General features: G+C 44.3%; 18 protein-coding genes. 9 read left to right on the top strand and 9 right to left on the bottom strand.

Annotation, left to right across the window (positions count from 1 at the left end; genetic code table 11):
- Positions 1–40: 40 nt before the first annotated feature.
- Complete coding sequence (gene radC / locus B3J29_RS05680; RefSeq protein ID WP_005233842.1) at positions 41–736, bottom strand: RadC family protein; 696 nt, start codon at positions 734–736, stop codon at positions 41–43.
- A 113-nt stretch (positions 737–849) separates the two neighbouring features.
- Between radC and coaBC the strand changes: the two genes are divergently transcribed.
- On the top strand, positions 850–2,124 hold the full coding sequence (gene coaBC, locus B3J29_RS05685; protein WP_262736440.1) for a bifunctional phosphopantothenoylcysteine decarboxylase/phosphopantothenate--cysteine ligase CoaBC: 1,275 nt from the start codon (positions 850–852) through the stop codon (positions 2,122–2,124).
- A gap of 222 nt (positions 2,125–2,346) precedes the next feature.
- The gene (locus tag B3J29_RS05690) at positions 2,347–2,859 is read left to right on the top strand and encodes a hypothetical protein (RefSeq protein ID WP_214001915.1); all 513 of its coding nucleotides are present in this window, start codon (positions 2,347–2,349) and stop codon (positions 2,857–2,859) included.
- A gap of 49 nt (positions 2,860–2,908) precedes the next feature.
- Here B3J29_RS05690 and dusA read toward each other — a convergent pair whose 3' ends face one another.
- A complete protein-coding gene (gene dusA / locus B3J29_RS05695; protein WP_286739147.1) occupies positions 2,909–3,931 on the bottom strand; it encodes a tRNA dihydrouridine(20/20a) synthase DusA in 1,023 nt (340 codons plus the stop codon).
- Positions 3,932–4,227: 296 nt separating this feature from the next.
- On the opposite strand from dusA, the gene B3J29_RS05700 reads away from it, so the two are divergent.
- Complete coding sequence (locus tag B3J29_RS05700; protein ID WP_286739149.1) at positions 4,228–4,872, top strand: HEPN domain-containing protein; 645 nt, start codon at positions 4,228–4,230, stop codon at positions 4,870–4,872.
- Between the two features lie 6 nt (positions 4,873–4,878).
- Here the strand turns inward: B3J29_RS05700 and B3J29_RS05705 are convergent, their stop codons facing one another.
- A complete protein-coding gene (locus B3J29_RS05705) occupies positions 4,879–6,066 on the bottom strand; it encodes an MFS transporter (RefSeq protein ID WP_286739151.1) in 1,188 nt (395 codons plus the stop codon).
- 970 nt (positions 6,067–7,036) lie between these two features.
- On the opposite strand from B3J29_RS05705, the gene B3J29_RS05710 reads away from it, so the two are divergent.
- From B3J29_RS05710 to B3J29_RS05720, 3 genes are read left to right on the top strand one after another with little or no spacing between them, the layout of a single operon-like run.
- Positions 7,037–8,164: a Re/Si-specific NAD(P)(+) transhydrogenase subunit alpha gene (locus B3J29_RS05710; protein WP_286739153.1), complete on the top strand. Its 1,128-nt coding sequence runs from the start codon at positions 7,037–7,039 to the stop codon at positions 8,162–8,164.
- Between the two features lie 11 nt (positions 8,165–8,175).
- Positions 8,176–8,499 (top strand): proton-translocating transhydrogenase family protein, encoded by a 324-nt coding sequence (locus tag B3J29_RS05715; RefSeq protein ID WP_004783638.1) that lies wholly within the window; start codon positions 8,176–8,178, stop codon positions 8,497–8,499.
- Positions 8,500–8,502: 3 nt separating this feature from the next.
- Positions 8,503–9,948, top strand: coding sequence for an NAD(P)(+) transhydrogenase (Re/Si-specific) subunit beta (locus B3J29_RS05720; RefSeq protein WP_214001954.1), 1,446 nt, complete (start codon positions 8,503–8,505; stop codon positions 9,946–9,948).
- Between the two features lie 261 nt (positions 9,949–10,209).
- Here B3J29_RS05720 and B3J29_RS05725 read toward each other — a convergent pair.
- The 6 genes from B3J29_RS05725 to B3J29_RS05750 form a co-directional block, all read right to left on the bottom strand.
- Positions 10,210–10,961, bottom strand: a protein-coding gene (locus tag B3J29_RS05725; RefSeq protein ID WP_414632197.1) for an IS5 family transposase whose coding sequence is annotated in 2 segments (ribosomal slippage) — positions 10,210–10,727 and positions 10,727–10,961 — 753 coding nt in all. Because the reading frame shifts where the segments join, the coding sequence is not laid out codon by codon here.
- 148 nt (positions 10,962–11,109) lie between these two features.
- Positions 11,110–11,511: a ribosome silencing factor gene (gene rsfS, locus B3J29_RS05730; RefSeq protein WP_004783634.1), complete on the bottom strand. Its 402-nt coding sequence runs from the start codon at positions 11,509–11,511 to the stop codon at positions 11,110–11,112.
- 81 nt (positions 11,512–11,592) lie between these two features.
- A complete protein-coding gene (locus B3J29_RS05735) occupies positions 11,593–12,381 on the bottom strand; it encodes a hydroxypyruvate isomerase family protein (protein ID WP_034170849.1) in 789 nt (262 codons plus the stop codon).
- A gap of 40 nt (positions 12,382–12,421) precedes the next feature.
- Positions 12,422–13,288, bottom strand: a complete 867-nt coding sequence (locus tag B3J29_RS05740; RefSeq protein ID WP_286741016.1) for an NAD(P)-dependent oxidoreductase — start codon at positions 13,286–13,288, stop codon at positions 12,422–12,424.
- A gap of 36 nt (positions 13,289–13,324) precedes the next feature.
- Complete coding sequence (locus tag B3J29_RS05745) at positions 13,325–14,113, bottom strand: crotonase/enoyl-CoA hydratase family protein (RefSeq protein ID WP_286741019.1); 789 nt, start codon at positions 14,111–14,113, stop codon at positions 13,325–13,327.
- Between the two features lie 102 nt (positions 14,114–14,215).
- Positions 14,216–17,023 (bottom strand): GacS-like sensor histidine kinase, encoded by a 2,808-nt coding sequence (locus B3J29_RS05750; protein WP_286964590.1) that lies wholly within the window; start codon positions 17,021–17,023, stop codon positions 14,216–14,218.
- Positions 17,024–17,354: 331 nt separating this feature from the next.
- Here B3J29_RS05750 and cysM point away from each other — a divergent pair, with 331 nt between their 5' ends.
- Genes cysM through rlmD form a run of 3 tightly spaced genes read left to right on the top strand, consistent with a single transcriptional unit; the run spans position 17,355 to position 20,503 of the window.
- A complete protein-coding gene (gene cysM / locus B3J29_RS05755; protein ID WP_286713902.1) occupies positions 17,355–18,284 on the top strand; it encodes a cysteine synthase CysM in 930 nt (309 codons plus the stop codon).
- 17 nt (positions 18,285–18,301) lie between these two features.
- On the top strand, positions 18,302–19,120 hold the full coding sequence (locus B3J29_RS05760; protein WP_286741023.1) for a 3'-5' exonuclease: 819 nt from the start codon (positions 18,302–18,304) through the stop codon (positions 19,118–19,120).
- Between the two features lie 6 nt (positions 19,121–19,126).
- Entirely contained in the window at positions 19,127–20,503 is a 1,377-nt protein-coding gene (rlmD, locus tag B3J29_RS05765; RefSeq protein ID WP_286964591.1) for a 23S rRNA (uracil(1939)-C(5))-methyltransferase RlmD, read from the top strand.
- Positions 20,504–20,513: the final 10 nt, after the last annotated feature.

The raw sequence follows: 20,513 nt of genomic DNA on the forward strand, positions 1-20,513 counted from the left end.
CTTCTTGAGTTGTAGCTGCTTTGTCAAGTGCTATTCCCCCTTAGGCTTCAGGTTTGATGAGTTGCTGCTCAGCAAAGGAAAAACTGCCTTCCAGAGCAATAATACAATGATCAATTAAACGGATATCGACCAGTCGACATGCCTGTTGAATCTGGCGGGTCAGATACAGGTCAGCCTTAGAAGGAGTGGCTTGGCCCAAGGGATGATTATGCGCAATCACAATTGAAGTTGCCTGTTGGGTAATGGCATATCTGAGCAACTGATTAATTGAAATATCACATGCATTCACAGAGCCATAAAACAGCTTTTTAAACGCAATTTTCCTTAAACTGGCGTCCAGACACAGGACCGCGAACACTTCCTGATTTTCACCCAATAATTCGAAACGTAAATAATCCCGCAGTCTTTTTGAATTACTTAGTTCTAAGGCATCCTGTTTAAGATGCTCGGCAGTATAACGCCGTCCTAATTCTTTAACCGCCATCAGTTGAGTATATTTGCTAATACCCATGCCATGAAACTGACTGACTTCTTTTAAGGGTGCATCGAGTAAAGCAGTTAAATGGCCAAAATGTTGAATCAGTAGCCGTGCTAATTCTACGGCCGAGTGCTGTTGTGAACCTGATCGGAGAAAAATGGCGAGTAGTTCCGCATCAGATAAACTTTCTGCTCCATATTGAATTAAACGTTCCCGCGGCCGTTCCAGTTCAGGCCAGTTTTTGATTGAAAATTGCATAGTTATTAGACTTATTTATTATGAATTATGAGTTTTCCCTGAAGCTGATCTCTTGGGAATGCAATTATTTAATGCTATTGTGAGCCCCACTGCAACAGAAAGGTAAGCTGTTCGTGAGCTTTGATCTAAGTGTAATTCCTCATAAAAATATCATTTTAGCAGTCACTGGCGGTATTGCTGCCTATAAAAGTGCCATTCTAGTTCGCCGTCTGAAAGATGCCGGGTTTAATGTGCGGGTTGTCATGACTCAAGGCGCACAGGCTTTCATTACTCCTTTGACCTTTCAAGCTTTGTCAGGCAATCCGGTACATACCGAGTTGCTGGATCCTGAAGCAGAAGCGGGCATGGGGCATATCGAGCTGGCACGTTGGGCTGATCTGTTATTAGTTGCACCAGCCAGTTGTGACACATTGGCAAAATTTGCTGCAGGTCTTGCAGATGATTTGCTGAGCACTTTGTATCTGGCAACTAATGCACCAGTCTGGGTCGCACCAGCCATGAACCAGCAGATGTGGGCTGCCAAAGCGACACAGCGTAATCTTGCGACTTTGATTGAAGATGGCGTGCATGTGATTATGCCGGATGCTGGTTCACAAGCCTGTGGTGATGTAGGCTTGGGGCGTATGCCGGAACCGGAAGATCTGGCACGTCAGGTCACGGAATATTTTCATAAAGCTCAGCGCGCGATTGCAGAAAAATTTGGCATGCTGGCGGGTAAGCAAGTCACGATTACGGCTGGTCCAACCCGTGAAGCGATTGATCCGGTACGTTATATTTCCAACCATAGTACCGGGAAAATGGGTTTTGCATTGGCAGCAGCCTGTTATGCAGCTGGAGCGAATGTGACCCTGATCGCTGGTCCAGTGAGCCTAGATACACCGAATGGCGTCAAACGTAAAAATGTTTCTTCTGCAGTACAAATGCTGAATGAAAGCATGCAAATGCTCGAGCAGGGTTGTGACATCTTCATTGCGACCGCTGCAGTAGCTGATTATCGTGTCGCACAGATAGCTGAGCATAAGATCAAAAAAGCAGGCGATGAGCTGAATGTTGCTTTAATAAAGAACCCGGATATTGTGGCGACCATCGCACAGCAGGAAAAACGTCCATTTATGGTGGGCTTTGCTGCAGAAACCCGAAATATTGAAGAATATGCAGCGGGCAAACTGGTGGCTAAAAAACTGGATATGATTGCCTGCAATGATGTTTCGCGTGCGGATATTGGCTTTGCATCCGATGAAAATGCCATGACGGTATTCTTTGCCGAACACTATCATCTGGATAAGCGTGATCTGGACAAGGCCTCTAAACAGGAAATTGCCCAGCAGTTGGTTGAAGCGATCCATGATGCCTTGCACCATGATCCTGCTGCAGAAGATGATTTTTAAGTTTTCAATGACGGTTAAAGCCCTGACTGATTCAGGGCTTTTTTATAGGATTTTTTACAATGAAGTTAAAAAACCAGTACAACATAAAAATAAAAACGACTTTATATACTAAGGATTTATTTATTCATTTATTTAAAAAAAGTATAAAATGGATCACAGAATAATCCAAAGATGAAAAGTTTTACACATCTGTAAAGCAGTGAAAGCACATAAGGGGGCGGGATGAAAAAAATCATAATGATATTGATGATCGCCTGTCTGGCTGGATGCAGCTATTTTGTATCGATTGATGAACTGGCCAAAAATATTCAAGGACAAATGCAGCAAGAATTTAATGCCAATCCGAATTATCAGCATTATCGTCTGACTGTGGTAAATGTAAAAATCCGCCATCGCAAAGGCAATGAGTTTGAAGCAGTTTCACATCTGAATTATCAGGGAAATGAATATCCCATTAATGTCAAAATTTCAAAGGTCAATGGTGGTTATAGCTGGGCAATTGAAGATGATGCTTTTGCCTTTATCGATGAAATCGAGATTGAGAAATATCGTCAGCAGCTGGATCGTGAACTGGAACAACTGGCTTCATCACTCGATGATCTAGAACCTGTGAATGAACCTACCAGCATTGAGTTAGGGCCAGATGTCCGTTCAGTTACAGAACCTGTCCTGCAAGCGGCTTCCTATGATGAAGAACCGATTCCGGTCGGAAATATTACGGCCTATACCCACTAATTTTTATTTTAGGTCATCAAAAAGCACCGGATCTCGGTGCTTTTTGATTTTAAGGCTGAACTTGATGTTCACGCAGATAATCTTCAGTACGCTGCATGGCTTCCTGAATATTCAATAATGCTGTTTCTACATCTTTTAGCGTTTTGGCATTGCCACCACTTAAAGCCTGACGCCATTTACGTGCACCTGGCAAGTTCTGAAATAAACCTAAAATATGACGGGTAATAATCGACAATGGTGCACCTTCAGCCATACGTTGGGCAATGTAAGGCAGCATTTGTTGCATGATTTCAAAACGGTCTGGTGCTTCGAGATTCCATAGTTGACCCAGCTCAGCTAACAGGTATGGGTTGTGATAGGCTTCGCGGCCAATCATCACGCCATCGACATGCTTGAGATGTTCAAGCGTTTCTGCGTAGGTTTTAATCCCGCCATTAATTTCAATGGTCAGTTTTGGACGGTCCTGCTTCAGACGGTAAACATCTTCATAGCGCAGTGGCGGGATTTCACGGTTTTCTTTAGGTGAAAGACCTTGGAGTAAAGCAATTCGCGCGTGCACGATAAAATTATCGCAACCGGTTTTGGCGACCGTATCCACAAAATGCAGCATTTCTTCATAAGAATGCATGTCATCAATACCAATGCGGTGTTTCACACTCACCGGAATATCAACGGCATTACGCATTGCATCAATACATTCTGCGACCAGATCAGGTTCGGCCATCAGGCAGGCACCGATTTTATTATTTTGTACCCGGTCACTCGGACAGCCGACATTCAGGTTAACTTCATTGTAACCCCAGTCCTGAGCCATTTTAGTACAAGTTGCCAGATCTTGAGGATTGGAACCGCCGAGCTGTAACACAATCGGATATTCTTCTTTATTGAAGTCCAGATGGCGTTTAGCATCGCCATGAATGATGGCACCTGTCGTCACCATTTCGGTATATAAAATGACATTTGGATTAAACAGGCGCGCAAAGAAACGATAATCTTTGGTGGTCCAGTCCATCATCGGCGCAACACTGATGCGAGGTTGAAGTTTGTTTTCAATGGTGCTGAGATCAGTCATTCAAAATCACGCCTTAAATGAAATGGAAGAGTAATAGCAGTACAAGAATGAGCAAGAATTGCTGGAAATCTGCTCAAAAAAAGCAGTACTGTAAAAAGAGGGCGTAATACTAGCATAAAATTTGCATGATCAAAGGCTGAACTGCATGAGGATCTATAACTGTTATTCCAATAAAGATATTTAACAAGAGAAATTGTGGGAATTGAAAAAAATAAACTCCCAGTCATTCGGCAATGCTATATTCTGAGATATTTAAGATTAAGATAAAGAAAACGAGATAAATAAGGAGAATAACGATGCTCATGTTGGAGGAGATTTATAAAAGCAAAAAACCTCAACATTCAGACTATTTTAATTTACGGATTCAACGGGGACTTAGTTGGTTTAAAAAAGCATTAGAGCTGGATGAGGAACTAGAGTTTAAGTTTATTAGCCTGTGGATCAGTTTTAATTCGATTTATGCACAAGAAACAGAGGTTCGTCAGGATCAACAAAGCCTGCATCAATTTCTGGAAACCCTCTGTCAAAAAGATGTGGAACAAAAACTTCAGCATATTGTCTGGGAGAAATACAACCAGCCAATTTCTGCACTGCTGGATAGCCCTTATACCGATCAAGGTTTCTGGGATTATCGCCATCATAAAGTCAGTCTGGAAAGCTGCCGTGAAGCATTAGACCAGCAAAAGCAGAAAATACAAAAGGCTGTACAGGAACGAAATTTAAGTGAAATTTTATTGGTGATTTTTAACCGTCTTTCCACCTTGCATTATCAGCTTATGCAGGGCGGTGTGACTTATCAGAGCTCGTTTAACGTCAAGCAACTTCAAGACAGCTGTCGGGTTCTGGCCGGGTTACTGCCCACTTTTATCTGCATCCTTTTGGAAAATGCAGCGACTTGGGATTCGGGTAAACCTTATTACCCAGTCGTACAAGTCAGTTAAATTTGTTTAAGCTTTTGCTCGATGCTGCTGCCATTGATCAATTAGTGCAAACAGGGTGGCGCATAGTGCCAAGCCAAGTCCAAACAGACAGGTCATGCTCCAGCCACCATGATGCCAGGCATAAACCCCCAAGGCAGAACCACAGGCCCCACCAATAAAATACAGCGTCATGTAAATAGAGTTCAGGCGTGATTTGGCATCCGGGCGCAAGCGGAAAATCACGTTCTGATTACAGCTATGAGTAATCGCCAGGCCTAAGTTAATCAGGGCATAACCTAGAATATAACTGAGCAGGGACACGCCACCAAAATATAAAAATAGCCAGCTTCCTGCCAAAATTGAACAGCCAATCCAGGTTAGGATCTTGATATAGCCGCGATCCGCCCATTTGCCAATAACCTGAGTCGACAGCGCACCAAAAACACCAACTAGTGTTACTAGGCCCACCATCACATCAGAAAGATGAAAAGGTTTCTGGGTCAGCAGCAGGGCAATGGTTGAAAACAGCATGCTCATGGCTGCAAAGGCACATGCACCAATCAGGGAGCGTAAGCCCAGTCGCGGTTCCTCACGCAGTAGCATACCCATGGATTTAAAAATTGCTGCATAGCTGATACGCATACGCGGCATGCTGGGCAATTGTCCTTTTAAGTAAAAGCCCAAAACCAGCAGTGCCATACTACTGAGCGCATAAATGGTTTTCCAGTGAAACAGGTCTGAAAGAAGGCCGGCAATACTGGTCGACAATAAGATACCGACTAATAAGCCACTCATAAGAAAACCGACCACTTCTCCGGTTTTTTCAGGTCGGACAGCCATCGTAGCTAATGGAATCAGAATCTGGGCAGCAACAGAAAATAGCCCGGCAATAATAGTGCCCACCCAGAGCATCGGCAGGTTGACTGCTGTGGCACAGATCAGCAAGCCTAATGCGGCACCAAACATCAAAAAAGGAATGAGTCTGGACTTATTCAGCATGTCTCCCAAAGGCACAATAAACAGCAGGCCCAAGGCATAAGACACCTGCGCAAAGGTCACGGTCAGCGCCACTTGGGATTCTGGTACCTGATAATATTGCTGAATCGAGGAGATAAGCGGTTGGCAATAATAGTTTGCACCTGCACATAAACCACATGCGATCGCCATCAGCCATAACAGAGATTTATTTTGACTGATATCGAGAGGAGGAGTCATGGCAAGTACCTTAAGCTCAGGGAGAATTTTTATAAAGAACATCAAAGATGATGCATAGGTTGCAGGCACTATAGGCGAAAACCCGTCAGGATAAAAGTAGAAAAATAGTGCAAAGTGCTCGAACTCATAGAAGAGAAATGCCACAAAAAAGTACTTTTCTGGATTGATAAGAGATGAAAATTCGCTAGAAATTTAACTTTTTCACTTGAGAAAATGGACTTGGAAGCGCTTTGTATTAAGTCATCTTATTTAAGACCAAGTGACAGATCTCAATCTGAATCAGTGATTGCCCAAAATTGGTGCAGAATGAAGAATTTGTAAATCTGATGGTGGGCTGAGTATTAATATAATAAATGTTGCAGAATATTTTTTCACTTATTTCAGGTAAGTCTTAAGACTTGAGCTGAATAAGTCAAATAAGTGAATCTCAAATCAATTTTTTCATCATTAATTCATATTTTTTATGAGTGAAAAATGAAAAAGTTATAGGAAAACAGTATTTTTAGAGTTTAAAAATAAATATTCAAAAATAGATTAAAATTGTCAAAAAGGTCAAAAACAGAAAACTGCCCTAGAAAAGTGCCTTAATTTAGGCTTTATCAGTTCATTTGAAATAAAGATTTGCTTAGCAGGAAAAATGAAATATCTGTCAGAATGATCAATGTAACAAAATAAAACAAAAAGTAATCTAATAAAAAATAACTAAGAAAACAGTCATCGTTCAAGAGAATGAATATCGTTTATAAATTCAGCAAATCAAAATAATCAGGCTGAACTAATAAATAATGCTATATGACTGCATCATTTTTATGAATCGTCAGTTCAAAATATGGGTATTTATTAAATAAATAATAGGTAGTAATTTCTAGAAGTTTAATTAGAATCCAAAAATTCAACAAAAACACATCCTGAGGGGAAGCACCGTAAATTGCGGTGTTTACTTAAGAAAAAATTAGCTTGAGGGACGCTCATGCAGATTGGAATTCCAGCCGAAACTGTCATCGGTGAAAATCGCGTCGCTGCGACGCCTGAGACAGTAAAGAAATTGATCAGCGCTGGTCATAGTGTGGTGATCGAACGTGGAGCAGGTGTTAAAGCTGCCTACATCGACAGTGCCTATGAGCAAGTTGGTGCCAAAATTACGGATGATGCCTACACCGGTAGTCAGATAGTTTTGAAAGTTCGTGCACCGAAAGGTGAGGAAATTCAAAAGCTGTCAGCCAACACCACGGTTGTAGCGATGTTTGACCCATACCGCAATACCGAGCTTGACCAGTTCGCGGCACAGAATGTGTCTGCATTTGCTCTTGAGCTTTTGCCACGTACGCTGTCACGTGCGCAAAACATGGACGTATTGTCTTCGCAAGCGAATCTCGCAGGTTATAAATCAGTGCTTTTAGCTGCTGCTGAATATCAGCGCATGTTCCCAATGCTGATGACAGCGGCAGGTACGGTGAAACCGGCTCGTGTCGTGATCATGGGGGTCGGGGTAGCAGGCCTTCAAGCAATTGCAACAGCGAAACGCCTAGGTGCAGTCGTAGAAGCAACTGACCTTCGTCCGACTGCCAAAGATCAGGTTGAGTCTTTAGGCGGTAAATGGCTAGACGTGCCAATGTCTCCTGAAGAGCAGGCACGTGCTGATGAAGCAGTTAAAAACGGTTATGGCTGGATGCCAGGTGAACAGTACATCAAGGATCAGGCCGCGATTGTCGATAAAGCGGTATCGAATGCCGATATCGTGATTACCACTGCATTGTTACCAGGTCGTGATGCACCGCGTTTAATCCGCGCTGAAACTGTAGCCAAGATGAAGCCAGGCTCAGTCATTCTGGATATGGCAGTGGAATCAGGCGGTAACGTGGAAGGTTCTAAGTGCGGCGAAACTGTTGTGACTGAAAATGGTGTGAAGATTCTGGGTGTTCCAAATATCCCATCAACGGTGTCGACTGAAGCTTCAGCGCTATATGCACGTAACGTGTATAACTTTGTTGAAACACTTTTTGATGCAGATAAGAACTTTGTCCTGAATCAGGAAGATGAAATTCAAAAAGCCCTACTTGTCACTCACGGCGGCCAAGTGCTGTTAAAACGTGGTTAAGGAGCAGACTCATGGTTGAAACAATTACGATTTTCGTCCTGGCCATCTTCGTGGGTTACTACGTAGTTTGGGGGGTAACACCAGCACTACATACGCCATTGATGGCGGTGACCAATGCCTTGTCTTCGATCATTATCGTGGGCGCAATGATTCAAACTGTTGGCTTGCCAATGGTGGGCGTTGAAGGCAGCGTGGATTTCCAGACCATTAACGTGGTGAGTGTACTGGGGGCAATCGCAGTATTTCTGGCGAGCATTAATATTTTCGGTGGCTTTGCCGTGACTGCACGTATGCTGGAAATGTTCAAACCTAAGCAAAAGAAAAAAGAGGGTTAAACCATGGAATTTATTCGAGAGTATGCGGATTGGTTCTACCTGATTGGCGCCGTTCTTTTTATCTTAACGCTACGTGGTTTGTCTGGTCCTAAAACTGCAATTGCAGGTAACCGCTACGGTATGATTGCCATGGCGATTGCTGTAGTCACCACATTCTTTGTCGCTGAAAATCCAGTAGTCTGGATGATTCTTGCAGCCATGGCGGCGGGTGCAGTGGTGGGTATTGCGCGTGCACGTACTGTACCAATGACCCAGATGCCAGAAACTGTGGCACTTATGCACTCACTGGTGGGTCTGGCTGCAGTATTGATTGCAGTTGCAGCAATTATCCATAACAACAAGCTGGTTGAATTGGGTCCGGACCTGTTGGCTGCAAATGGTGTGACTTTCCATGAAATGAGCAAGGTTCACCTGTTTGAACTGTTTGTGGGCTGTTTTGTGGGGGCGATTACCTTTACTGCTTCTGTATTTGCATACGGTAAGCTGGCTGCAAAGAAATGGGCAAAAACCATTTCAGGTGGCTGGGTAAAACCGATTCAGGCTCTGATCTTTATTGCAATGCTGGCAGCAGGGATTCACTTCTTCCTGACAGGTAGCATGACATCTTTCTGGGCAATGACTGGTCTTGCACTGGCATTTGGCTGGGTATGGATTGCACCAGTAGGCGGTGGCGATATGCCGGTTGTGGTTTCGCTATTGAACTCATTCTCAGGCTGGGCAGCAGCAGGGATTGGTTTCACACTCGAAAACAACATGCTGATCGTTGCAGGTTCGCTGGTTGGTTCTTCAGGTGCGATTCTGTCTTACATCATGTGTAAAGCGATGAACCGTTCAATCATCAACGTATTGTTTGGTGGTGCGATGGGCGGTGCCGCTGCGCCGACAGCAGCTGCGGGTGCACAAGTGCAACGTAACTACCGTTCAGGTTCTGCGGATGATGCTGGCTTCTTAATGTCAAATGCAGACAGCGTTGTCATTGTACCGGGTTATGGTATGGCACAAGGCCGTGCACAAAATGCAGTTAAAGAACTGGCAAACTTGCTGAAAGAGCAGGGCGTGACTGTACGTTTTGCGATTCACCCGGTTGCTGGTCGTATGCCAGGTCATATGAACGTATTGCTTGCAGAAGCTGATGTTCCTTATGAAGACATTCTGGAAATGGACGAGATCAACTCGGACTTCCCGGCAACTGACGTAGTACTGGTCATTGGTGCAAACGACGTGGTAAACCCGGCTGCAAAAGACGATCCGAACTCTCCGATCTACGGCATGCCAATTCTGGAGGCTCACAAGGCGCGTACCATTATGGTCATCAAGCGTTCTATGGCGACCGGTTATGCAGGTCTGGACAATGACCTGTTCTATAACGACAAAACCATGATGATTTTCGGTGATGCGAAGAAAGTTGTGGAAGATATGACCAAAGCGATTAATGGTACAGGTCACTAAGACTTTCCATTCACTGGATCATCTAAAATCCCCCTTTCAAAAGGGGGATTTTTCCATTTAAATTATAGATAAATTCTCCCTCCTATATAAAAGCTGAATCGGAAAGAATTACAAAATAAAATTAGCTACGGTGTTTTATTTTTAGAAAATTGGTCTAGATAAAATTGCAACAAAACGTTTAAAAAATGGGCTGAATGATTAAATCTGATAGCAAAACGAATTTATTAAAGTTATTGATCCATAAATTTCTAGGACGTGTCCTCATTTGGCTTTGCACCAAATAAATATGCAGGCTATACGGATCATAGATTTATAATTGCGTGCTAGTTTATCAAATCGAGTTGCAATAGCACGGAAATGTTTTAATCTCGCAAAAGCATTTTCAACTAAATGTCTTAATTTATATAGATATTTATCAAATTCCTTATTCGATCTCTTACTGTTTGATCTCAATGGAATAATGGGAATCATATTCTTGTTCTTGGCACATATTCTAATGTGCTCAGCATCATACCCCTTGTCAGCAATGAGATAAGTTGCCTCGCCTACAATATCAATCAGTTGTTTTGCAACTTGACTGTCGTGGACGTCACCCCCAGTGATTTTAAAATCAATCGATAATCCATTCGCGTCGGTTGCAAGATGTATTTTTGTTGTTCGTCCACCGCGTGATTGTCCAATTGCTCTTTCGAAACCATGCCGAGCTCCACTTGCATGTTGATGCACGCGTATGTAGCTTCCATCAATGAATACCCATTCCTGATCCAGAATGCCTCGTAATCTAAAAAAAATTTATCCCATAATCCCTTACTTGCCCAGCGATTAAAGCGATTGTAAGCAGTTTGCCAAGGGCAAAGTTCTTGAGGAATATCATGCCATGTCGCACCCGTACGTAGTTTCCATAAGATGGCTTCCATGATATTTCTACTATTTTTTGAACAGTAACAACCGTGTAATCGCATAGTATCTTGAATTTGCTGCCAAATATCATCGGTGAGAAGAGTACGTGCCATTGAAAAAATATAGAAATGAAAAGAGCTTAAAGGAGGATTTTAAGTATTTAAAACCAATTCTTCAAATGAGGACACGCCCTAGTTTGATTCAAGTTAAATGATATAAAAAAGCGACCTACATAGGTCGCTTTTTTTGAATATTCGATATTTATGCTACAGAATCTGCAGGATTGCGCCATAGGCTTTCTAGGTCATAGAATTTACGCGCTGTAGGCAGCATGCAGTGCACTACAACAAAACCTAGATCAATCAGGATCCATTCTGCATCACGTTCGCCTTCGATACCAAGCGGACGGAAACCTGCTTTACGTGCTTCTTCAGCAACATTATCTGCAAGTGATTTGATATGGCGGGTTGATGTACCGCTTGCAATCACCATGGCATCTGCCACGTTACTGATGCTAGCCACATCAAGCTGAACAACTTCTTTAGCCTTTACATCTTCGAGGGCTGCATGTACAACTTTCAAGCATGCGTTTACTGCTTGTGCATGAGAATTCATAGTGTGATCGTGAGAATTAGAAGCGCTGGGCGATGGTTCTAAATTCATAGGGAGTATAATTTCCTAACAATTATGCATGATCTAATATAGCGGTTTTAGCCCAAAATTTCAAATGCACCTTCCGTCGCTTTAGTCATACTCCGGGAAGAACTGTTCTTTCCAGCCAAAGGATTCTCCCGAAGTCCCCAGAGGTTTATATTCGGCTGCGACATAACCACTGTATTGGCTATTCTCTAACCATTGAAAAATCTCATAATATGGAATGGATGCGGTATTGGGTTGATGACGCCCCGGGCAGTCTGCAAACTGAATATGACCAATCTCTGCAATATTTTCTTTTAAGGCTTCCAGTACATCTTCACCCATCATGGCCATATGATAACAGTCATATTGCATTTTCAAGGCAGAATGATTAACCGCTTCCAGCATCTCCTGAGCTTGAGCCACATTCTGAATCAGGAAACGTGGCATGTCCTGACCGTTGATCATTTCAAAGACTGGCTGAATCTGATAATCAGAGAGCATGGAGCAGGCAATTTTCAGATTACTCGCCAAGGTGTTCAGGCAAGGAAGCAGGTCACAATCCAGTGGCTGTTTGCCGGCCAGAATATTGACACTCGGCACATTCAGAGCAGTCGCATATTGAATGGCTTGCTCTATGGCATGACGAAACTCGATTTCCTGTCCAGGGATACCGGCCAGACCGTGTCCACCTTGCATCAGATCACCAGCAGGCACATTAATCAGGCAGATATCAAGATCATGTAACTGAAGCTGCTGCTGAATCTGCTCAATACTCAGTTCATAGGGGAACTGGATTTCCACATGCTTAAAACCGTGCGCATGAGCCAAGGCAAAACGTTCTAAGAGCGGTACTTCCGTGAAAATCATGGAGAGGTTAACGGCGAGTTTGGTCATGGGCTTTTCCTTGCTCAAGTCAGAATATTGAAATGTAATATTAGCGGTCTACGTGCTTGATAACAGTGGCTAGATCGGCTTCAGCAAATCCGTCTTGCTGATGGGTTTTGAGTTGAGACAGGGCTTGGCTGGCCACAGGAATATCCAAAGATAAAGTAGCTGCCAGTTGCACAGCATTGTTCAGGTCTTTAGACAATGTCTGCACTTTCCATTGCACGGGTTCAAACGTCTGGCTGGCCATACGTGGGGCTAGAATTTGAAAAGGCTTGGAGTCAGCAAAACCACCGGCTAATGCTAGTGCAAGCAGGGCAGTATCCACACCGGCACGATCAGCCAAAGCCACTGCCTCAGCTATCAAGGTGCTATTCGCTGCCACAATCAGCTGATTACAGATTTTAGTCGCCTGACCGGTTCCAGTATCACCCATGCGAGTGACACGTTGTGAAAGCACCTTATAGATTGGATCAAGTGCGGTAATAGTTTCTGCATCACCGCCAGCGAAGATCACTAGCGTGCCTTGTTCTGCACCGACTGTACCGCCAGATACAGGAGAGTCAATCCAAGTGGCTTGTTTAGCTTGGGCTTGTTCAGCCAGATTTTTAGTTTGATGTATGGAAAGACTGGAAAAATCGACAATGATCTGACCAGCCACCAGATAGGGCTGAATCTGCTCAAAGACCGATTGCACCGCAGCATCATCTGCCAGACAGGTCAGAATAACGGGATAATCTGCAATTTGATCTAGATATAGCGGAGTGGCTCCCAGTGCAAGCAATGGATCGCAGGCACTGGCCGTGCGGTTCCAGACTGCAACTTGGAAACCAGCTTTCAGCAGTCGGGTTGCCATGCGGCTACCCATGAGTCCCATACCTAAAAAGGCAATTTTGCTATCACGATCGAATTGCATTTTATCTCTCATCTTTTGATTTTGCTTCAGCCATAATTATCGATATTGACGTGGCACAAACTGCACGTCCGGATCTTTATCCTTTTTACGTGCCAGTTGGCTGTTTTTACCGAGTAACAGTTTAAGCTGCCAGATTTTTTCCATACGCAGTGACTTGTTGGGTTTGTGTTCCATCGCATCCAGCACAAATTTAGAGGCCATCAAGGCATCTGGAGAGCGTTGTGACATTTCTTCAGCCAAAGCCTGTGCTTTTGCTAATGGCTGCTCATCGACATGGGTGATCAGACCAATTTCTTTGGCATAGGCACCTTCAAAAATACGTGCGGTTAAAGTCAGCTCTTTGGCCAAATCAATCCCGATCAGACCTTTGAGAGAACGCGTTAGCCCCATATCTGGTACTAGACCCCAACGAGTTTCCATAATTGACATTTTGGTCGCAGGATGGGCGATTCGGATATCCGCAGCCAACGCAAGTTGCATACCTGCACCAAAGCAGAAACCTTCAATGGCTGCAATGACGGGTACAGGCAGTTCCTGCCAGACCAGAAAAGCTTTCTGAAATAAGCTCTGTCCAGGACGAATCAGTTCCCAGGCCGCATAGGCCCGATTTTTAGGATTATTTAAATCGGCCAAGTCAATGCCGGCACTAAAGACCTGCGCTTCACCGGTTAAAATGACACACCGCACCGACTTGTCTTTTTTAATCCGGTTCGCAATCTGCACCAGTTCACGCAGCAGGGCAAAGCTCATGGCATTACGTTTATCTGGACGGCTGAGAGTAACCGTGGCAATTCCATTATTTTTTTCAAAGCGTACAAGTGACATGGTATTCATCCTTAATTTTTCTGTAAGCGAGCATAGCATGAGCAATCTGTGCTTGCATGACAGTGCAGTCATACAGATATGAGTAAGTAAAACAGTAATTTTTTAACCACTATGCTTGTTTAAAATTTGCTGAGCTGCCTGTTCTACCTGCTCAATCACTGCTTTCAGTTCATCCAGATATTTCAGTACTTCCTGAACAAAACTGTCATCGGCCTTACGGCGTTCCTTACGCAAGGTCGAGACAAACTGCTCAAAACTTCCGGTAACTTTTTGCAGAGTCGGTGTGCCGACGTAACGGGTAGCCCCATAGAGACGGTGCAAAACATGTTCCAGCTGCGGAAAATCTTCCAGCTCAATTAATTGCTTAATTTCATCCAGCTCTTTTTCAAAACTGTCGACCAGCATGCTAAGCAGATCGACTGCCAGATCTTCTTTATTGGCTGCCAGTTGCAAGCTTTGTTGCCAATCCAGAATATTCGGATCCAGCGCATCAATGACATTGGCACGTTCCAGCACTGGAATCTTTTTAAAACTTTCAGTCGTCCACTGCGTCAGGATCTGCACGATCTGATCAATCTGAATAGGCTTGGTGACATAATCATCCATACCATTTTGTAACAGTTTTTGCTTCTCGTCGGAAAGGGCATGTGCTGTCAGGGCAATAATCGGCAGACGCTGATGATTTTCAAAAGTTGATTCCAGTGAACGGATTGCACGGGTGGTATCGATACCGGACATCACTGGCATCTGGATATCCATAAATATCAGATCAAAAGATGGCAGACCCTGTTCATAACGGCTCTGGATGATATCAATCGCTTCCTGTCCGCTAATGGCTTTGGTTGTGGTCACATTCAGTTCGGCTAGCAAGGCCTCCAGAACAATCAGGTTCGGCAGATGGTCATCAACGGCAAGGATATGCAGTCCCTGGCCATTAAAGTCTTCATGCTGTTCCTGATCAAAGACGGGTTGATTGCCGAGTAGCTGAATCAGGGCACTACGACTGAGTGGCTGATGCAGAGCACGGGCACGATGATCATTCAGCATGTTCGGATCAAGCTGCATTTGATAACCATACACAGCCAGATGTCCCTGATAGCGAGAACGAATTTCTGTCAGTAAGGCTTGGCTATCACCACTATGGTCAACAATCAGCCAGGTATTCTCAATATTTTGTAAATGGTTCAGACGGCTAAACAGATCCAGAATGGATGTCGATTCAATATGTTTAACGTGATAATTTTCCAGATAATGTCTTAATACATTCGCTGTTGCCGGATGGGCGAGATAAGACACAACCGTCAGATCACTGAAATCCGGGTGCTCATGGATAATATCTTCATCCACCGGGAATTGGGCGGTAAACCAGAAGGTTGAGCCTTTTTCTGTTGGAGCACGTTCCTGATTATCTTCAAATCCGATTTGACCATGCATCAAGTGGACCAGTTGTTTGGAAATGGCCAGGCCTAAACCTGTACCGCCGAATTGGCGGGTGACCGAGGTATCGCCTTGCGAGAAGGATTCAAACAGTTTTTTACGGTCAGTTCCGCTCAGGCCAATGCCGCTGTCCTGAACACTGAAATGCAGCAGACATTGCCCAATATCATCGTGCTCCATGCGTGCCCGAACAATGATTTCGCCGTCTGGAGTAAACTTGATCGCATTAGAAATCAGGTTGGTCAGAATCTGCTTAAAGCGTAGTACATCACCAATCACATGTTTCGGTACATTGTCTGCAAAATAGAACGCCATATCGATATGCTTCTGTGCAGCCAGTGGCGAGAGCATGTCCATCACATCAAAGATAGCTTCTTCCAGATCAAAAGGTGCAGTTTCCAGTTCCAGTTTGCCAGCATCAATCTTGGAGAAATCCAGTACATCATTGATCAGGGCCAGCAAATGTGCAGAAGATTTGCGGATGGTCTGCAAATACAGGCTTTGCTCATTGCTAAGATTGCCTTGACGCAGCAGCAGGTGAATAAAACCATCCATACTGTTTAAGGGTGTGCGTAATTCATGGGAAATATTGGCCAGAAATACCGACTTGGCCTGGTTGGCCGAAATCGCCTGGTCACGTGCCTGACGATAAGTAATATTTTGAACTTCTAAAGTATCTAGAGTACGGCGCAAATCATCTTCGGTCTGTTCGGTATGCTCGCGCAATTCCAGAAAACTGAAATGTAGACGTTTCACCACATTGGCAATATCACGCTGCAAAAGACGCAGTTCACCGGTACTGTTAATCACCATATGCTGATCTAGGGTGTCGGCATTCAGGCGTTGCAGCTGCATGCGAATCTCATACATCGGCGCAATCCAGCGACGTGAATAGAAATTCAGACATAACAACAAGAGCAATAAGGTCAATAAGCCGGTCGCAATCAAAACGATCAAGACCCGGTAGCGGGCAATTTCTAAGGGCTGATTGTCCAGTTCGATCGCCAGCCAGCCTGCATTCATGCCATTTTCATTTACTTTGACTGCATAAATATGATTGTTTTTATCTAAGATCGGGCCAACAAAATTGCCATCTTTTTTAAAGTCCGGCCAAGGCGCCTGTTCCTGAAAACCAATGCCGAGTTTACTTTTGCCATTTTCATCCAGAATAGCCGCACGAACCAGATGCTTTTCATTCAGCATATTTTGCATGGCATCATGAGCCTGCTCATATTGCCATGGGTACAGGCTCAAAATGTCCAGCGCATATTCAGACGTGGCCTGAAAACGGGTCAGAATCGCAATGGCCATCTGCTTTTGCTGGGCACGAGCGGCATTGGAAGTCTCTGAAATGACCAGAGCAGCGCCGACACAGGCCAGAATAGTAATGGGTACAAAAATCAGTGCAATCAGCTGTCCATAAGCATGATTTAAGTGTAGGCGTTTAAACAGCTTTTTGTTGATATTTGACATGATTCAAGCAGTATTTTCCTTATGCTTTGCATATTAGCATGCTTTAAATCTACTGTTAAAATTTCAGCATTATTTTTATAAAGCTCCAGATTAAGGCAGAAAATAAGAACCATTATGCTGAACAGTCATTATTGGGGTTTGAGTAAATCTTTTCAGGAGGCGAGGTGAGCTAAGTCACTGTCATGATTAAGGAGTTTTATCAAGCTAAAACAGGACGAATTGGCCATGCCGATCGTGATTTATACAGTTTTATGCAAAAGCACTGCTATAAATGGGTGCAGGAAAATGCATTTTTTCATACAATAGCCGCACCTCGATATAGGTGCAAATAATGAGTAATACCACCCCTGATTTTCAAGCAGACGAATTTTTACTGGACCATTATGTAGGCAAAACGCCACTGGTGCGTTTGCAGCGTCTGGCTAGTCACACTCAAGCCACAGTACTCGCAAAACTCGAAGGAAATAATCCGGCAGGCTCGGTCAAGGACCGTCCAGCGTATAACATGATCATGCAGGCGGAAAAGCGCGGACAGATCAAACCGGGTGATACCTTGATTGAGGCGACCAGCGGAAATACAGGGATTGCATTGGCGATGGTTGCGGCCATGCGCGGTTACAAAATGCAGCTGATTATGCCGAATAACATGAGTCAGGAACGTAAGGACGCGATGCGTGCTTATGGCGCTGAACTGATTGAAGTGACCAAAGAGCAGGGCATGGAAGGTGCACGTGATCTGGCCTTGCAAATGCAGGCTGATGGTAAAGGTCTGGTGTTAAACCAGTTTGGTAACCCGGACAATGTCGAAGCACATTACCTGACCACAGGTCCTGAAATCTGGCAGCAAACTGGCGGCAAGATTACGCACTTTGTCAGCTCAATGGGTACTACAGGTACGATCATGGGCGTATCTAAATATCTGAAAGAAATGAATCCGGATATTCAGATTGTGGGCCTACAACCATCTGATGGTTCTAGCATTGCCGGTATCCGTCGCTGGCCAGAAGAATATTTGCCAACGATTTTCGATCGTAGTCGTATCGACCATATTATCGATATTCCACAGATTGAAGCGGAACGTACTATGCGTAAATTGGCACAAAAAGAAGGTATCAGTGCCGGTACATCTTCTGGCGGTGCAGTTTGGGCATCCATCAAGCTTGCAGAAGAAAATCCAGATGCAGTGATTGTATGTATTATCTGTGACCGTGGTGACCGTTACCTGTCTACAGGCTTGTTCTCTGTACAAGACCCTGAATAATTTTTGAGAAATCTTTTATGCGCCTGCCTGTTTTAACTTTCGATATTGAAACCCAAACCGATCTTAAATCAGGCGCGCATCTGTTTGCTCTGGATCTGCCCGAGGCTGATCTGGATCAGGCCCTGACCAAATTACGCCGTCAGGAATCAGGCTCGGATTTTCAGCGTCTGCCACTGCATGAGATTGTCTGTATTTCCGGTTTATGGATGGATGAACAGGGCATGCGCCTGTTTTCTTTCAGCCGTGAACAGTACAGCGAAGCAGAGATTTTAAAAAAATTCTTATCCATTTTTGACAAGCGTCATCCGACGCTAGTCAGTTGGAATGGCTCACAATTTGACCTGCCGGTTATTCTTTATCGGGCCATGTATCATGGCTTATCTGCCCCAAGTCTGTTCGATGAGGGCGAAATTGATACGCAAAAGCGTTATAATAACTACCAGAATCGTTACCATCAGCGTCACGTCGATTTGATGGATGTTATGGCCATGTTTCATGCCCGTCATTTTCAGAAACTGGATGATGTTGCTCATTTATTGGGTTATCCAGGCAAGCGTGGTGATGGTGGCTATCATGTACCTGAATATGTACGTAACCAGCAATGGAGCCAACTCACCAGCTATTGCGAAGGTGATGTGCTCAATACTTGGTTGGTCTATATTCGCTGGCTGTTGCTAAAGGGCCAATTGATGTTGCCTGATTATCAGCATCTGGTGCAGAGTACGATTCAATACCTGCATACCCAGCCGCAACATGCAGATTTTTTATCAGTCTGGCGTGAAACCTCACAAAGAACTGAATTTACCCGTTTTGATTTTCCCATCTCCACATCCTAGGTTTTCATGAAACGTCGAGCACAACCACGTCCAGCACCGCAATCCGAGTATATTTTTCAGGTTGAATCACTCTCACATGAAGGACGTGGCATCGCTCACTATGGTTCACATCCGGACAATCCGCTTGAAAAGCATGGCAAGAAAGTCTTTATCCGTTATGCCTTGCCAGGTGAAACCGTTCGTGCCCGCATTACCCGTGAAGTCAAAAAACTGGAAGAGGCAGATAGCCTTGAGTTGCTCAGTGAGGCGTCCGAGATCAGGGCCAAACCTGTGTGTCCACATTTTGGCGTTTGTGGTGGCTGCAATATGCAGCATATCCATCCAGATGCCCAAATTGAACTTAAGCAGGATGTTCTGAAATCACATTTGCAGCATTTTGCCGGGATTCAGCCTGAAGAATGGCTGCCACCGCTACGTTCACAACGTGAAGACTACCGTCGTAAAGCCCGGATTGGGGTACGTTATCTGCCTCAAAAAGACAAGCTGGTGGTTGGTTTTCGTGAAAACCAGTCCAATAAGCTGACCTCGATTGACCGCTGCATGATTCTAGATCGCGAGTTTGGATCGGTTACACGTCTTAAACAATTGCTCCAAAGTCTCGATGGTCAGGCAGATATTGGTCATATAGAATTGGCTATGGGTGATCATGACATTGCGTTGCTTATTCGTGAAACTGCAGAATTATCGGTAACAGATGTCAACCGATTACGCCAATTTACGTTAGAGAAAGGTTGGCAGCTTTATTTGCAACCTGCAGGTCAAGATTATTTGAAGCGGATTGATGAGCCTGAACAGGCAGCACGCTTACACTATGGTCTTGATGACTTTGATGTGGAATTCGGTTTTAATCCATTGGACTTCACTCAGGTCAATTCAACGATCAATCCGCAGATGGTTCGCTTGGCATGTGATTTGCTTCAATTACAGCAAGGCGAACGCGTTCTGGATCTGTTTTGTGGATTAGGAAACTTCTCTTTGCCACTGGCGCGTTGTGTTGGTGCATCTGGTCGGGTGGTTGCGGTTGAGGGGAGTGAGGAAATGGCGCAACGCGGTGCAGAAAATGCTAACCATAATGGTATTGCACAAGTTTCGTTCTATTCACAAGATTTAACCAAAGATTTTTCGCACCAGTCTTGGGCAAATCAAGGATTTGATGCATTATTAATCGACCCGCCACGTGCTGGAGCAGAAGAAGTTATGCATTATATCCCTCAATTTGGTGCCAAAAGAATCGTTTATGTGTCATGTAATCCCGCTACGCTCGCAAGAGATGCAGGGCTACTGGTACAACAGGGTTATCAGCTAACCAAAGCCGGTGTGATGGATATGTTTACGCATACCGGACATGTCGAGTCGATTGCCTTGTTCGAAAAAGAAAATTAAATAAACGATC

The organism is Acinetobacter sp. UBA5984 (assembly GCF_002429925.1).
GTDB lineage: Bacteria > Pseudomonadota > Gammaproteobacteria > Pseudomonadales > Moraxellaceae > Acinetobacter > Acinetobacter variabilis.